We start from the raw sequence: 14378 nt of genomic DNA on the forward strand, positions 1-14378 counted from the left end.
TGATGGATCAGCGTTTGAACTGTTGCGTGAAGCGTACCAGTTCATCGACCTTGGCGCGGGCGCGGCCGCTTGCGAGGGTCTCGCGCGCGAGCGCGATGCCGTCGGCGATCGAGTTCACGACGTTGGCCGAATAGAGCGCCGTGCCCGCGTTCAGCGTGACGATCTCGCGCGCCGTGCCGGGCTCGTTCGAGAGCGCGCCGAGCAGCATGGCCTTCGACTCGTCGGCGTTTTCGACCTTGAGCGAGCGGTTCGAGACCATCTGCATGCCGAAGTCTTCGGGATGGATTTCGTACTCGCGGATCTCGCCGTCCTTCAGCTCGCCCACGAGCGTGGCCGCGCCGAGCGAGACTTCGTCCATGCCGTCCTTGCCGTACACCACGAGCACGTGCTTCGCGCCCAGACGCTGCATCACGCGCACCTGGATGCCGACGAGGTCCGCGTGAAACACGCCCATCAGTTGATTGGGCGCGCCGGCCGGATTCGTGAGCGGCCCGAGGATGTTGAAGATCGTGCGCACGCCCAGCTCGCGGCGCACGGCGGCGATGTTCTTCATCGCCGGATGATGGTTGGGCGCGAACATGAAGCCCATGCCCGTTTCGGCGATCGACGCAGCTACCTGGTCCGGTTGCAGGTCGATGTTCACGCCGAGCGCTTCGAGCACGTCCGCGCTGCCCGACTTGCTCGACACGCCGCGGTTGCCGTGCTTGGCGACCTTCGCGCCCGCCGCTGCCACGACGAACATCGAGGCCGTGGAAATATTGAAGGTGTGCGAACCATCGCCGCCCGTGCCGACGATGTCGATGAAATTCGAATTGTCCTTCACCTCGACGTGATTCGCGAACTCGCGCATGACTGTGGCGGCCGCCGTGATCTCGCCGATGGTTTCCTTCTTCACGCGCAAGCCGGTGATGATGGCCGACGAGAGCACGGGCGAAAGCTCGCCGCGCATGATGAGGCGCATGAGGTGGAGCATCTCGTCGTGGAAAATCTCGCGATGCTCGATCGTGCGCTGCAGCGCTTCCTGCGGGGTAATCATGATGGTCGCCTCCGTATCAAGCGTGCCGGGTTTGCTTCAGGAAGTTCTCGAACAGCGCGTGGCCGTGCTCCGAGAGGATCGATTCCGGATGGAACTGCACGCCTTCCACCGCGAGTTCGCGGTGACGCACGCCCATGATTTCGCCGTCGTCGGTCCAGGCCGACACTTCGAGGCAGTCGGGCAGCGACTCGCGCTCGATTGCGAGCGAGTGATAGCGCGTCACATTGAAGTGCTTCGGCAGGTCGGCGAACACGCCTTTGCAGTCGGTTTCGATCTGGCTCACCTTGCCGTGCATGATGGTCTTCGCGCGCACGACGCGCCCGCCGAAGGCCTCACCAATCGCCTGATGGCCGAGGCACACGCCGAGAATCGGCGTCTTGCCCGCGAATTCGCGCAGCACGTCTAGCGTGATGCCCGCGTGCTGCGGGTTGCTCGGCCCGGGCGAGAGGCAGATGCGCGCCGGGTTGAGCTTTCTGATTTCGTCGATGGTGATTTCGTCGTTGCGATACGTGCGGACGTCTTCGCCGAGTTCGCCGAAGTACTGGACGATGTTGTAGGTAAACGAATCGTAGTTGTCGATCATGAGCAACATGGTCTTGTCTCCGCTCAGAAGTCGCTGTCGAGGCCGTCCTGCACCTGCTCGGCGGCGCGCAGCACGGCGCGCGCCTTGTTCTCGGTTTCCTGCCATTCGGACTCGGGCACCGAATCGGCGACCACGCCCGCCGCGGCCTGCACGTACAGATTGCCGTTGTGGATGAGGCCGGTGCGGATCGCAATCGCGAGGTCCATCTCGCCATTGAACGAGAGATAGCCGACCGCGCCGCCGTAGAGACCACGCTTCACCGGCTCGAGTTCGTCGATGAGTTCCATCGCGCGCACCTTGGGCGCGCCCGAGAGCGTGCCGGCCGGGAAGGTCGCGCGCAGCACGTCGAAGTTGCTCACGCCGGGCTTGAGCTTGCCTTCCACCGAGCTCACGATGTGCTGCACGTGCGAGTACTTTTCGATGATCATCTGGTCGGTCACCGCCACCGAGCCGATTTCGGCGATGCGGCCCACGTCGTTGCGCGCGAGGTCGATCAGCATGACGTGCTCGGCGATCTCCTTCGGATCGTTGAGCAGTTCGGTCGCGAGTTCCGCATCGCGCTCGGGCGTGTTGCCGCGCGGACGCGTGCCCGCGAGCGGACGGATCGTCACAATGCGGTCCTCGCCGCGCTGCTCCTGGCGCACCAGAATTTCCGGCGAGGCGCCCACCACATGGAAGTCGCCGAAGTTGTAGTAATACATGTACGGCGACGGGTTCAGCGAACGCAGCGCGCGATAGAGCGAAAGCGGATTGTCGCGATACGGCTTGCTGATGCGCTGGCCCACCTGCACCTGCATCAGCTCGCCCGCGGCGATGTATTCCTTCGCCTTGCGCACGGCCGCGAGGTAATCGTCCTTCTTGAACTCGCGATACGTCTCGGTGCGCACGCTCGCCGAAGTCACCGGCGGCTGCACGGTTTGGCGCAGGCGCTGCTTGAGTTCGCGCAGGCGGTGCTTGGCCTTGGTGTAGGCCTCGGGCGTTTGCGGATCGGCGTAGACGATGAGATAGAGCTTGCCTGCGAGATTGTCGATGACCGCGACTTCCTCGGTCAGCAGTAGCTGGATGTCGGGCAGGCCGAGATCGTCGGGCGGGCAGGTCTCGGCGAGTTTCTTCTCGATGTAGCGCACCGCGTCGTAGCCGAAGTAGCCCGCGAGGCCGCCGCAAAAGCGCGGCAGGCCGGGGCGCTGCGCGACCTTGAAGCGCGCCTGGTATTGCGCGATGAATTCGAGCGGATCGCCGTCGTGCGTCTCCGTCACCTGGCCGTCGCGCACGACTTCCGAAATGCCGTTGCGCGTGCGGATCAGCGAGCGCGCGGGCAAGCCGATGAACGAATAGCGCCCGAAGCGCTCCCCGCCCACCACGGACTCCAGCAGAAACGAGTTGGCGCCGCCGCGCTCGGGCTGCGCGAGCTTCAGATACAGCGAGAGCGGCGTTTCGAGATCGGCCAGCGCTTCGGCGATCAGCGGGATGCGGTTGTAGCCCTCGTTGGCGAGGGACTGAAATTCGAGTTCGGTCATGTTCCGATCCTGTGCGTGCTGCCGTTCGCGACTTCGGGTGCGGGCCCAGTGCGGCTCAAAAAGGGGCGCGGCGTGTGCGCGATGGCGTCTGTTTTGAGTGCTCGATTGCGCTGGCGCTTGTTGGTGGCTCGTTGGTTGCTCATGCTGCCGGGCGTCGCTTAAGCGCTTGCCAGGCAGGTTGCGGCATCGCGACGAAGGGTGCGAGACGTAGGCATTAGCGTGCCCTGGCAGGTGGGCCGCGTCGAGAACAACTTACGGACGACGAAACCACACGCAAGGACAGCGAAACACCACGGCCGTACCAGCCGACGGGTTAGCGCAACAGTTTAGAGTCGAGACACGCGCGAATGCGCAGCGAAGTAAAAAACGAAGCTGAAGAAGCGCGCGATTGCAGCGAAACTTCAGCGAACCTCGGGAGAGGTTAGCGCGACCAGCGACGCCAGGGCCAGGCTCCCCGGTCGATGCTGCTCAGACTCCGTTTTTTATTCAGAAACATGAGGGTAAGGTGACTGTAAGTACGGGACTCAGGTCAGAAGATTGTGTGCTGCGATGGCCTTGGCGGCCTCGAGCAGCGAGGCAACTATACCATCCGACTCAATTTTTTGTACAGGCTGGCCGTGATTGTAGCCGTACGGCACCGTGAGGGTGGCCATGCCCGCCGCGCGGCCCGCGAGCGCATCGTTCTCCGAATCGCCGATGGCGACCGCCGCTTGGGGCGCCACGCCCAGACGCTCGCACGCAGTGAGCATGGGCAGCGGATCGGGCTTTTTCTTCGGCAGGCTGTCGCCGCCCAGCACGGCCTCGAAGTACTGCGCCAGGCCGTATTGCTCCAGCAGCTCCACGGCGAAGCGGTATGGCTTGTTGGTCACGCACGCGAGCTTGACGCCCGCGTCGCGCAGCGCTGATAGACCGGCTTCCACGTCCGGATACAGGCGTGTGTGGCGGCCGTTGATCTTCGCGTACTCGTCCTGATAGAGCGCGAGCGCCTCGTCGAAGCGCGCTTCGACGTGGTCCGCATGAAAGCGCGGCGCGAGCACGCTGCGGATCAGATGCTCCGAGCCTTTGCCCACGTAGCCCATCACTTCCTCGCGCGTGGTTTCCTCGGCGTCGAGTTGCGCGAGCATGCCGTTCAGGCCCGCCGCGAAGTCGTCGGCGGTGTCGACCATGGTGCCGTCGAGGTCGATCAGCGCCGCTTCGATGCGCGGCGCCTTGAACTGGACGGCCGCGCTCATTGCACGTTGCCGGCGCTGGCGTCGCCGCTCGCAAGCTGCGCGCGCATCTGGTCGATCACGGCCTTGTAGTCGGGCTTGCCGAAGATCGCCGAGCCGGCCACGAAAGCGTCCGCGCCCGCTGCCGCGATTTCGGCGATGTTATCGACCTTCACGCCGCCATCGACTTCGAGATGAATCTCGCGGCCCGTGCGCGCGGTGTAGGCGTCGATCTTCGCGCGCGCCTCGCGCAGCTTGTTGAGCGCCTCGGGAATGAACGACTGGCCGCCGAAGCCCGGGTTCACCGACATGATGAGGATGAGGTCGAGCTTGTCCATCACATGGTCGAGGTAGTTCAGCGGCGTGGCCGGGTTGAACACGAGGCCCGCCTTGCAGCCGTGGTCGCGGATCAGCGAGAGCGTGCGGTCGATGTGGTCCGAGCCTTCCGGATGGAAGCTGATCAGGTTCGCGCCGGCCTTGGCGAAGTCGGGCACGATGCGGTCGACCGGGCGCACCATCAGGTGCACGTCGATGGGCACGTCCACGTGCGGGCGGATTGCCTCGCACACGAGCGGGCCGATGGTGAGGTTCGGCACGTAATGGTTGTCCATTACGTCGAAGTGGATCCAGTCGGCGCCGGCTTCGACGACGTTACGGACTTCCTCGCCAAGACGCGCGAAGTCGGCGGAGAGGATGCTGGGGGCGATGCGGAATTGCGTCATGGCGGCAATCGGAAAACTGACGGGAAAACCGTATTTTACCGTCAGGCACAAGCGCCGTTGGTCGACGCACGCAGAGTTTCCGTACGGTTGACCGTCCGGCCAGGGCGGGCTTGGCGGCGCGGGCCGTGGTCCATGCGGGGCGCAGCGGGTTGCGGGTGCTGCCCGCATCAAGCAGAATGCACTTCCATGGGGCCCGCCTGGCGGGACCCGCGCCCGGAGGCGCCGAGGGTGCTTTCACGATAATGGCAATGCGCGCAGCGCGCGGCCGACGACCGTAATACCGGCCCACGCGGCCCGGCAATTGGAACAAGGATGAGCCAGTACGAATTCAGCGTGACCTCGCAGGTGCGCTACCTGCCCGAAGAATCGGACCCGGAGCGTCGGCAATATGCCTTCGCGTACACGCTGACCATTCGCAATACCGGACAGGTGAGCGCACAGCTGATTGCGCGGCACTGGGTCATCACCGACAGCGAAAATCTGGTGCAGGAAGTGAAGGGGCTTGGCGTCGTCGGACATCAGCCGCTGCTGAAGCCGGGTGAGCACTTCGAATACACGAGCTGGGCCGTGATCGCAACGCCGGTGGGCACCATGCGCGGGGATTACTTCTGCGTGGCGGAGGACGGCGAGCGCTTCGAAGCGCCCGTGTCCGAGTTCATTCTGCACATGCCGCGCACGCTGCATTGAACCCCTCTTTGAACCGTTACCCGTTATCCGTATCGGCTAGTCCTGCGAATCGCGCGGGGCGCGCTTCTTTCTGCCCGATGCGGTCCACATTACGATGAAAATCAACAGGAATAGCGCCAGCAGCGCCTCCAGCCCAAATATGAGCATCGGGTATTCGTCGAGCAGATCTGACATGGTGGCATCCATCGAAAGCAATGATTGTAGGCGGGAGTCGAGAGTCGAATGGGGTCTTGGCAGGGCGCCCGCGTTCGCGTCAGATTGTGCGCCAGAATCGGCGCGTCGTTCTGGCGTGATGGTGGGATTAACGACGGCGCGCGAGCGGGCGCGCCGTTTTTTCGCGATTCGTGTGAAAGACGGGGCGGCGCCGCTCGGGGGCCGATCCGGTGGCCGGCTTTGCGGCTGGCTGGGCGCGCTTTCTCTCGCGGCGCTGCTTGCGGCGTGCGGCGGCCCGAGCTACGTGAGCACCACGGCGCCCAAGGGCACGCCCATGCTGCCCGGGCAGATCGCGGCTGCACGTCTCACTGCCGTGGCCTGGCAGCAGGTGCCGGGCTGGCAGGACGATTCGCTGATCGGTGCTACGGCTGCGCTGCGGCAGAACTGCACGCGCCTCGCGCGTGAGCCGCGTTGGCAGCGCGCCTGCGCGGCGGCCTCGCAACTGGACGATCTCGACGCCGCCAGTGCCCGAGTATTCTTCGAGACGTACTTCACGCCCTATCAATTCGCCAACAACGACGGCACGCTCGACGGCCTGGTAACCGGCTACTACGAGCCGTTGCTGCACGGCTCGCGCACGCGCCACGGCATCTATCAGACGGCGCTGTATCGCTGGCCCGCCGGCTATCGCGCGGGCTCCGCGCTGCCGGCGCGCGCGCAACTGGAGCGCGCGGGCATTCTGAACGGCAACGAGCTGGTCTGGGTCGACGATCCCATCGAAGCGTTCTTCCTGCAGGTGCAAGGGTCGGGGCGCGTCGTAATGGAAGATGGCAGCGTGATGCGCGTGGGCTTTGGCGGCACCAACAATCAGCCCTACAAGTCGATCGGCCGCTGGCTGCTCGATCGCGGCGAGCTCACGCCCGCGCAGGCCACCATGCAGGGCATCAAGGCTTGGGCTCGCGCGAACCCGCCGCGCGTGGACGCGTTGCTCGACACCAACCCGCGCTTCGTGTTCTTCCGCGAGATGCCCTCCACCGAAGGCGCACCGCACGGCGGCGCGGATGGCCCGATTGGCGCGCTGGGCGTGCCGCTCACACCGGAGCGCTCGATTGCGGTCGATCCGTCGTCGATTCCGCTCGGCACGCCGGTCTTTCTGCAGACCACGCGCCCGCTCACGAACACGCCGCTTAACCGGCTCGTGTTCGCGCAGGACACCGGCTCGGCCATCAAGGGCGGCGTGCGCGCCGACTACTTCTGGGGCCTTGGCGACGATGCAGGCGACCTGGCCGGCAAGATGAAGCAGGGCGGCCGCATGTGGCTGCTGTTCCCGAACTCGTAAGCATCCCGCACGAAGCGCACACGTGAAAAAGCCGGCGATCTGAGCAGACGCCGGCTTTTTCGTTTCCGTGCTGGGGGCAGCCTATTTAGGCGGCTTACTTCGGCCGCTTGTCGATCACGCGCCGGGCCTTGCCGACGGAACGCTCGATGCCGTTCACTTCCAGCACATTCACCTGCGCAGTCACGCCGATCAGCGATTTGATGTCGTACGCAAGCTGCTTGCTCGCGGCGTCGAGCGCGCCATAGTCGGGTGCGGTTTCGGGGCACGGCTCGCAGTTGAGCGTCATGACGTCCATCGGACCTTCCTTGGTCAGGACAATCTGATAATGCGGCGCCAGCGCGTGCTGCTTGAGCAGCAGTTCCTCGATCTGCGTGGGGAACACGTTCACGCCCCGGATGATGAGCATGTCGTCCGAGCGGCCCGTGATCTTCTCCATGCGGCGCATGGTGCGCGCCGTGCCGGGCAACAGGCGCGTGAGGTCGCGCGTGCGATAGCGGATGATGGGCAGCGCTTCTTTCGTGAGCGAGGTGAAGACCAGTTCGCCAAACTCGCCGTCGGGCAGCACTTCACCGGTATCGGGGTCGATGACTTCTGGGTAGAAGTGGTCTTCCCAGATCGTCGGGCCGTCCTTGGTCTCCGCGCACTCGGAGGCCACGCCGGGACCCATCACTTCGGAGAGGCCGTAGATGTCGACGGCCGTGATGCCCATGCGCTGCTCGATGGCCGCGCGCATGTCGTTGGTCCAGGGCTCGGCGCCGAAAATGCCAATGCGCAGCGAGCACGTGGCCGGATCGATGCCCTGCCGCTCCATTTCGTCGGCGATGGCGAGCATGTAGCTCGGCGTGACCATGATGATGTCGGGGCGGAAGTCCTGAATCAGTTGGACCTGCTTTTCGGTCTGGCCGCCGCCGAATGGAATTACCGTGAGGCCCGCGCGCTCCGCGCCGTAGTGCGCGCCGAGACCACCCGTGAAGAGTCCGTAGCCATAGCTGATGTGCACCTTGTCGCCGCGCCGCGCGCCTGCCGCGCGCACCGAGCGCGCGACCAGATTGGCCCAGGTGTCGATGTCGCGCGCCGTGTAAGCCACGACGGTCGGCTTGCCGGTCGTTCCAGACGACGCATGAATGCGCGAGATCTGGTCCTGCGGTACCGCGAACATCCCAAACGGGTAGCTGTCGCGCAAGTCCTTCTTGGTCGTGAACGGGAAGCGCGCGAGGTCGGCGAGCGATTTCAGTTCGGACGGATGCACACCGGCTTCGTCGAACTTGCGCCGGTACACGGGCGAATGCTCGTACGCGTGATTGAGCGACCATTTCAGCCGTTCGAGCTGAAGCGCCGCGAGTTCGTCGCGGCTGGCCGTTTCAATGGGCTCGAGCGGCAGCGGGGTAGTCATCGATGTCTCCTCAAACTTCACTAATAGGGAATGCGGGTCGTGCGGTTTGTGCAGATACAGGCGCGCCGCGTTACTCGGCCGCGGGAATCACATTGCCCCGAATCTGGGCGGACTTGCCTCTGAACATGGCGACGGTTTCGCCTGCGCGGTTCGTTACGCGGATGTCGTAAATGCCGTTGCGCCCGGAAAGCACCTGCTCGACGGCTTCGGCGGTGAGCACATCGTCGGGTTGGACCGGGCGCAGGAATTCGATCGAGCAGCCCGCCGCGACGGTGTTCACGTTGTAGGTATTGCAGGCGAACGCGAAGGTCGAGTCCGCGAGCGTGAAGATCAGGCCGCCGTGGCAGATCTGGTGGCCGTTGAGGAACTCGGGGCGCACGGCCATGCGCAAGCGTGCATAGCCCGCGCGCACTTCGAGCAGTTCCATGCCGAGCGCGCGGCTGCAGCCGTCGGCCGCGTACATGGCTTGCGCCGTGGCGCGGGCGAGTTCGTCGGGCGTCATTTCGGCGAGCGCAGCGGTTTGCGTGGACATCGATGCATTCATATCAACGCCCCTCGAAGCGCGGCGCGCGTTTTTCGATGAAGGCCTGCACGCCCTCGGCATAGTCATGCGACGCGCCCAATTCGCGCTGCAGGTCGCGCTCCAGATTGAGTTGCTGGTCGAGCGTGTTCGTGGCCGAAGCGCGCAATGCTTCGCGCGTGGCGACGATGGCGCGCGTGGGTTGTTTCGCGAGATGCGTGGCAAGCGCCGTGGCTGTCGTTGCGAGGTCGGTGTCGTCCGTCACTTGCCAGACGAGGCCCCAGCTTTCGGCTTTCTCGGCGCTGAGCTTGTCGCCTGTCATGGCGAGGCCGAGCGCGCGCGTCATGCCTACGCGTTTGGGCAGGAACCACGTGCCGCCCGAGTCGGGCACGAGGCCGATCTTCACGAATGCCTGAATGAAGCTGGCGGAGCGCGCGGCGAGCACGAGGTCACAAGCGAAGGCGAGATTCGCGCCCGCGCCGGCCGCAGTGCCGTTGACGGCGGCAATGACGGGCATCGGCAGCGCCTGGAGGCGCTTGATCAGCGGGTTGAAATGTTCTTCGATGAGCGCGCCGAGGTCGGTCATTGCGCCTGGCGTGAAATCGAGGTCGGCGAGGTCCTGGCCGGCGCAGAAGCCGCGGCCCGCGCCGGTCAGCACGAGCGCTCGCGCACCGGCAGCGGTGACTTCGTCGAGCGCCGCCGCAAGTTCGCGGTGCATGGCGCGGGTGAAGCTGTTGAGCTTGTCTGGGCGGTTTAGCGTGATCGTGGCCACGCGCGTGGATGTGTCGATTTCGACGCGGATTGCTTCGTAGGACATCGGTTGTCTCCTGTCGATCGGAGTTAGTGCTTCAGCACTTACTCCGATCCCATGCAAAGCTGTCGGCGGCACTTGGCGCTTTAGCGTTTAGTGCGGCCCCACGCAAAGCTGGCTCCTTCTCTCCTCGGACCGCCGTGCGCGTTGCCCGGCGGGTGGCTGTGCTGGCTTTCAGCGCGTTGCTCAGACGCGCTCGATCGCCAGCGCAATGCCCTGGCCGACACCGATGCACATCGTGCAAAGCGCGTAGCGCCCCTGGGTGCGTTCCAGTTGATGCAGCGCCGTCGTGACGAGTCGCGCGCCCGAAGCGCCGAGCGGATGGCCCAGTGCGATCGCGCCGCCGTTCGGGTTCACGCGCGGATCGTTGTCGGCGACGCCGAGTGCGCGCAGCACCGCGAGGCCTTGCGACGCGAATGCTTCGTTGAGTTCGATCACGTCGAACTGGTCGAGCGTCATGCCCAATTGCTTGAGCAGCTTTTGCGTGGCGGGCGCGGGGCCGAAGCCCATGATGCGCGGCGCGACGCCGGCCGTCGCCATGCCGAGCACGCGCGCGCGGCGGCGCAGACCATATTGACTAGCGGCTTCCTCATTCGCGAGCAGCAGGGCGCACGCGCCGTCATTGACGCCCGATGCGTTGCCGGCCGTGACCGTGCCGTCGGGCTTCACCACGCCCTTGAGCTTGCCGAGCGCTTCGAGCGACGTTTCGCGCGGATGTTCGTCGAGCGTCACGCGCACCGGATCGCCGTTTTTCTGCGCGATCTCAACCGCGACGATTTCTTGCGCCAGCGTGCCGTCCTTCTGCGCGCGTGCGGCGTTCTGCTGGCTGCGCAGTGCGAACGCGTCCTGATCGGCGCGGCTGATGTCGAACTCGATCGCGACGTTTTCCGCCGTTTCGGGCATCGAATCGATGCCGTATTGCTGCTTCATCAGCTTGTTCACGAAACGCCAGCCGATGGTCGTGTCGTAAATGGCGGCATCTCGCGAGAAGGCCGATGCGGCCTTGCCCATCACGAACGGTGCGCGCGTCATGCTTTCCACGCCGCCCGCAATCATCAGGCGCGCTTCCCCGGCCTTGATGGCGCGCGCGGCGCTGCCGACCGCGTCGAGGCCAGAACCGCAGAGGCGGTTGAGCGTGCCGCCGGGCACGTCCGTGGGCAGGCCCGCGAGCAGCGCCGCCATGCGGGCAACGTTGCGGTTGTCTTCGCCGGCCTGGTTGGCGCAGCCGTAAAGCACGTCGTCGATTGCACTCCAGTCCACGCCGGGGTTGCGCTCGACTAGCGCGCGAATGGGCACGGCGGCGAGGTCGTCGGCGCGCACGTCTTTCAGGGCGCCGCCGTAGCGGCCAAACGGAGTGCGAATCGCGTCGCAGATATAGGCTTCGGTCATCTCGGATTCCTGCGGCATGAGCGCGGAAGTGCGCTCATGCCTTGCATGCTAGAAGGACGGGGAGTGAGGCGCTATTCGGCCAAACCGCATAGGCCGTTCAGCTGACTGCAACCGGAGCCGCTTTCGGTTCAACATGAACGCGGCTCTGAACCACGCGGAAGCGGTTCGCCACGAACGCGGCGTCGGCCAGTGCGGCGTTCGCGGCCGGGTTTGCGCCGGTGCCGTGGAAGTCCGAGAAAGCCGCGGATTGATTCACGAACACACCGCCCGTCAGGTTGATCGAGAGCGCCACGCCGCCGGTGATCGCGGCTTCGTGGGCGGCTTCGATCACTGCGTCATCGGTGCTGTATACCGAGAGCGTGAGCGCGCCGTGGTCGCGTGCGGTCGCGCCGGCCAGTTCGAGCGATTGCGCGGTCGAATCGGTGGCAATCACGAACGAGATCGGGCCGAACCATTCGCGCGTGAACGAGGCGGCGTCGCGCGCGGCGTCGAGCGAGAGCACGAGCGGCGTGCGTACGCGCGCACCGGCGAATTGCGGGTGCTCGAGCGTCTGGCTGTCGGCGAGCACGGTGCCCAGTTTGCGCGCTGCTTCGATGCGCGCCGTAACACTTTCGTTCTGGATCGCGCCGAGCACTTCCACGGCGCGGGCAGGATCGGCCACGAACTTCTGGACAGCGCCCGCAATCGCTTGTGCGACGGTCTCGAAGCTCACGTGGCCTTCGGCGGTCTGGATGCCGGTGCGCGGCACGTAGATGTTCTGCGGCGCCGTGCACATCTGGCCCGAATAGAGCGAGAGCGAGAACGCGATGTTGCGCGCGGCGGCCTTCAGGTCGGCCACGGAATCGATCACGATCTGGTTCACGCCGGCCTTTTCGGTGTAGACCTGCGCCTGGTGCGCGTGCTGTTCAAGCCAGTCGCCGTTCTGCGTGCTGCCGGTGAAGTCGATCAGCTTGATTTCAGGGCGCAGTGCGAGCTGCTGAGCGAGCGCGCCGTCGTTGGGCTCGGTCGCGAGCAGCGTGACCACGTTCGGATCGAAGCCGGCTTCGCGTAGCACTTCGCGCGCGATGCGCACCGTGACTGCGAGCGGCAGGATCGCACCCGGATGCGGCTTGACGATCACCGTGTTGCCCGTCGCCAGATCGGCGAACAGGCCGGGGTAGCCGTTCCAGGTCGGGAACGTGCAGCAGCCGAGCACGAGACCGGTGCCGCGCGGCACGACGGTAAAGCGCTTTTGCATCGCGAGCGGCGGGTTCTTGCCTTGCGGCTTTTCCCAGTGTGCGTCGGCGGGAATGCGGCGCAACTGGTCCCATGCGTAGGTAACGGCTTCGAGCGCGCGGTCCTGAGCGTGCGGGCCGCCTGCCTGGAAGGCCATCATGAACGCTTGGCCAGTCGTATGCATCACGCTGAAGGCGATTTCGAAGCTCGCGCGGTTCAGGCGCTCGAGAATTTCGAGGCTCACGCCTGCCCATGCCTGCGGGCCGGCGGCGCGCCAGTCGCGCTGCGCCTTCTGAGCGGCTTCGATCAGCTGATCGGGCGTCGACTTCGGATAGCGAGCCCCAAGCGCGAAACCGAATGGCGACGTCTCGCTGCCTACGGTTTCACCGGAGCCCGGCTGGTCGAGTTCGAAGGTGCGATTGAGGTGAGCCTTGAATGCGGCTTCTCCGTCTGCGGCAGCAGATTCCCCGTACACTTTGGGGCTCGGCATTTCGGCGAACGGGCTCCAGTAGCCGCGCGTTTCGATGGCGGCAAGCGCTTTTTGCAGCACGGCTTCGTGCTTGGCGAACAACGGATGTGTCATGGCGCAACGTTGATTGAGAGGTTGGAGGAGGCCCGTGCCAATTAATTGACCGACCGGTTGGTTGGCGAATGTTAGCATTAGTCAAACTTCGGCGTGAAAAATTTTTTTAGGGACTTTTCTTTGATGGAAGGAGGGCGTATGGGGTACGAAAACATCCTGGTCGAAACGCGTGGCAAGGTCGGCCTGATCACGTTGAACCGTCCGAAGGCACTCAACGCACTGAACGATGCGTTGATGGACGAACTGGGCACGGCGCTCAAGGCGTTCGACACCGATGAGGGGATTGGCGCGATCGTCATTACCGGCAGCGAGAAGGCGTTCGCGGCGGGGGCCGACATCGGCATGATGGCGAGCTACAGCTTCATGGATGTCTACAAGGGCGATTACATTACGCGCAACTGGGAGACGATCCGCTCGGTCCGCAAGCCGGTCATTGCGGCTGTCGCGGGCTTTGCGCTGGGTGGTGGCTGTGAACTGGCGATGATGTGCGACATCATCTTTGCGGCGGACACCGCGAAGTTTGGGCAGCCGGAAATCAAGCTGGGTGTGATCCCCGGCGCGGGCGGTACGCAGCGGTTGCCGCGCGCGGTGTCGAAGGCCAAGGCGATGGATTTGTGCCTGACCGCTCGCATGATGGATGCCGCGGAAGCGGAGCGTGCGGGGTTGGTGTCTCGTGTGATTCCTGCGGCAGATCTTCTGAACGAAGCGCTTGTCGCGGCCGCCACGATCAGCGAATACTCGCTACCCGCCGTCATGATGGCCAAGGAGGCGGTGAATCGCGCCTACGAAACTACGCTCGCGGAGGGAGTGCACTTCGAGCGCCGCATGTTCCATTCGCTTTTTGCGACCGAGGATCAGAAGGAAGGAATGGCGGCCTTCGTGGAAAAGCGCAAGCCCGTGTTCAAGAACAAGTAAATCGCGACTTTGTGGGCGCCATCGGCTGCGAACCGGTGGCAGATGCTGGCGGCGGGAGGAATTTTTACCCGCCTCTTGCGGTGCGGCTGTAGGCGCGCTAAGATTCGCCCCCTTCGCTAGCTGAAGTCCGGCAGCGAAGCCTGCCGCGAGAAACGGCGGGGGTGTGGAAGTCGACAGTTTTTAAACGGTGACGTTAAAAAAAGATGTTGACGAAACGCGAAAGAGTCTGCATAATCTCGTTTCTCTGCTGCTGACGCAGCAACGCAGAAAGAAGCCGGTAGTTGAGTGGTTGTTTGAACGAAACTGC

General features: G+C 64.7%; 14 protein-coding genes. 3 read left to right on the top strand and 11 right to left on the bottom strand.

Annotated elements, in window-relative coordinates; genetic code table 11:
- Positions 1-7: 7 nt before the first annotated feature.
- From trpD to rpe, 5 genes are all read right to left on the bottom strand, one after another.
- The gene (gene trpD / locus HV773_RS15745; protein ID WP_129562912.1) at positions 8-1039 is read right to left on the bottom strand and encodes an anthranilate phosphoribosyltransferase; all 1032 of its coding nucleotides are present in this window, start codon (positions 1037-1039) and stop codon (positions 8-10) included.
- Between the two features lie 13 nt (positions 1040-1052).
- Positions 1053-1628, bottom strand: a complete 576-nt coding sequence (locus HV773_RS15750) for an aminodeoxychorismate/anthranilate synthase component II (RefSeq protein WP_129562911.1) — start codon at positions 1626-1628, stop codon at positions 1053-1055.
- Between the two features lie 14 nt (positions 1629-1642).
- Positions 1643-3136, bottom strand: coding sequence for an anthranilate synthase component I (trpE, locus tag HV773_RS15755; RefSeq protein ID WP_129562910.1), 1494 nt, complete (start codon positions 3134-3136; stop codon positions 1643-1645).
- 524 nt (positions 3137-3660) lie between these two features.
- Entirely contained in the window at positions 3661-4368 is a 708-nt protein-coding gene (locus tag HV773_RS15760) for a phosphoglycolate phosphatase (RefSeq protein ID WP_129562909.1), read from the bottom strand.
- A complete protein-coding gene (gene rpe, locus HV773_RS15765; protein WP_129562908.1) occupies positions 4365-5066 on the bottom strand; it encodes a ribulose-phosphate 3-epimerase in 702 nt (233 codons plus the stop codon). The genes HV773_RS15760 and rpe overlap by 4 nt, the downstream gene beginning before the upstream one ends.
- 312 nt (positions 5067-5378) lie before the next feature.
- Between rpe and apaG the strand changes: the two genes are divergently transcribed.
- The gene (gene apaG, locus HV773_RS15770; RefSeq protein WP_129562907.1) at positions 5379-5753 is read left to right on the top strand and encodes a Co2+/Mg2+ efflux protein ApaG; all 375 of its coding nucleotides are present in this window, start codon (positions 5379-5381) and stop codon (positions 5751-5753) included.
- A 36-nt stretch (positions 5754-5789) separates the two neighbouring features.
- On the opposite strand, the gene HV773_RS15775 is transcribed toward apaG, so the two are convergent.
- On the bottom strand, positions 5790-5927 hold the full coding sequence (locus HV773_RS15775; RefSeq protein WP_174220032.1) for a hypothetical protein: 138 nt from the start codon (positions 5925-5927) through the stop codon (positions 5790-5792).
- Positions 5928-6045: 118 nt separating this feature from the next.
- Here HV773_RS15775 and mltA point away from each other — a divergent pair, with 118 nt between their 5' ends.
- Complete coding sequence (gene mltA, locus HV773_RS15780; protein ID WP_129563402.1) at positions 6046-7245, top strand: murein transglycosylase A; 1200 nt, start codon at positions 6046-6048, stop codon at positions 7243-7245.
- A 94-nt stretch (positions 7246-7339) separates the two neighbouring features.
- On the opposite strand, the gene paaK is transcribed toward mltA, so the two are convergent.
- The 5 genes from paaK to paaN form a co-directional block, all read right to left on the bottom strand.
- Positions 7340-8638, bottom strand: coding sequence for a phenylacetate--CoA ligase PaaK (gene paaK, locus HV773_RS15785; RefSeq protein WP_129562906.1), 1299 nt, complete (start codon positions 8636-8638; stop codon positions 7340-7342).
- A 70-nt stretch (positions 8639-8708) separates the two neighbouring features.
- Positions 8709-9170 (bottom strand): hydroxyphenylacetyl-CoA thioesterase PaaI, encoded by a 462-nt coding sequence (gene paaI / locus HV773_RS15790; RefSeq protein ID WP_162497815.1) that lies wholly within the window; start codon positions 9168-9170, stop codon positions 8709-8711.
- A gap of 13 nt (positions 9171-9183) precedes the next feature.
- Positions 9184-9975, bottom strand: coding sequence for a 2-(1,2-epoxy-1,2-dihydrophenyl)acetyl-CoA isomerase PaaG (paaG, locus tag HV773_RS15795; protein WP_129562905.1), 792 nt, complete (start codon positions 9973-9975; stop codon positions 9184-9186).
- Positions 9976-10155: 180 nt separating this feature from the next.
- Positions 10156-11358: a 3-oxoadipyl-CoA thiolase gene (pcaF, locus tag HV773_RS15800; RefSeq protein WP_129562904.1), complete on the bottom strand. Its 1203-nt coding sequence runs from the start codon at positions 11356-11358 to the stop codon at positions 10156-10158.
- A gap of 97 nt (positions 11359-11455) precedes the next feature.
- Positions 11456-13156, bottom strand: coding sequence for a phenylacetic acid degradation protein PaaN (gene paaN, locus HV773_RS15805; protein ID WP_129562903.1), 1701 nt, complete (start codon positions 13154-13156; stop codon positions 11456-11458).
- A 138-nt stretch (positions 13157-13294) separates the two neighbouring features.
- On the opposite strand from paaN, the gene HV773_RS15810 reads away from it, so the two are divergent.
- Entirely contained in the window at positions 13295-14071 is a 777-nt protein-coding gene (locus HV773_RS15810; protein WP_129562902.1) for an enoyl-CoA hydratase, read from the top strand.
- Positions 14072-14378: the final 307 nt, after the last annotated feature.

Source organism: Paraburkholderia caffeinitolerans (genome assembly GCF_902859945.1).
In the GTDB taxonomy this organism is placed as follows: domain Bacteria; phylum Pseudomonadota; class Gammaproteobacteria; order Burkholderiales; family Burkholderiaceae; genus Paraburkholderia; species Paraburkholderia caffeinitolerans.

Bases quoted from the DNA above. Each gene is read 5' to 3' on its own strand.
- trpE (WP_129562910.1), bottom strand. From the start codon at position 3,136: ATGACCGAACTCGAATTTCAGTCCCTCGCCAACGAGGGCTACAACCGC.
- mltA (WP_129563402.1), top strand. From the start codon at position 6,046: ATGGTGGGATTAACGACGGCGCGCGAGCGGGCGCGCCGTTTTTTCGCG.
- rpe (WP_129562908.1), bottom strand. From the start codon at position 5,066: ATGACGCAATTCCGCATCGCCCCCAGCATCCTCTCCGCCGACTTCGCG.
- pcaF (WP_129562904.1), bottom strand. From the start codon at position 11,358: ATGACCGAAGCCTATATCTGCGACGCGATTCGCACTCCGTTTGGCCGC.
- HV773_RS15750 (WP_129562911.1), bottom strand. From the start codon at position 1,628: ATGTTGCTCATGATCGACAACTACGATTCGTTTACCTACAACATCGTC.
- paaK (WP_129562906.1), bottom strand. From the start codon at position 8,638: ATGACTACCCCGCTGCCGCTCGAGCCCATTGAAACGGCCAGCCGCGAC.
- HV773_RS15760 (WP_129562909.1), bottom strand. From the start codon at position 4,368: ATGAGCGCGGCCGTCCAGTTCAAGGCGCCGCGCATCGAAGCGGCGCTG.
- paaI (WP_162497815.1), bottom strand. From the start codon at position 9,170: ATGTCCACGCAAACCGCTGCGCTCGCCGAAATGACGCCCGACGAACTC.
- paaG (WP_129562905.1), bottom strand. From the start codon at position 9,975: ATGTCCTACGAAGCAATCCGCGTCGAAATCGACACATCCACGCGCGTG.
- apaG (WP_129562907.1), top strand. From the start codon at position 5,379: ATGAGCCAGTACGAATTCAGCGTGACCTCGCAGGTGCGCTACCTGCCC.
- paaN (WP_129562903.1), bottom strand. From the start codon at position 13,156: ATGACACATCCGTTGTTCGCCAAGCACGAAGCCGTGCTGCAAAAAGCG.
- HV773_RS15775 (WP_174220032.1), bottom strand. From the start codon at position 5,927: ATGTCAGATCTGCTCGACGAATACCCGATGCTCATATTTGGGCTGGAG.
- HV773_RS15810 (WP_129562902.1), top strand. From the start codon at position 13,295: ATGGGGTACGAAAACATCCTGGTCGAAACGCGTGGCAAGGTCGGCCTG.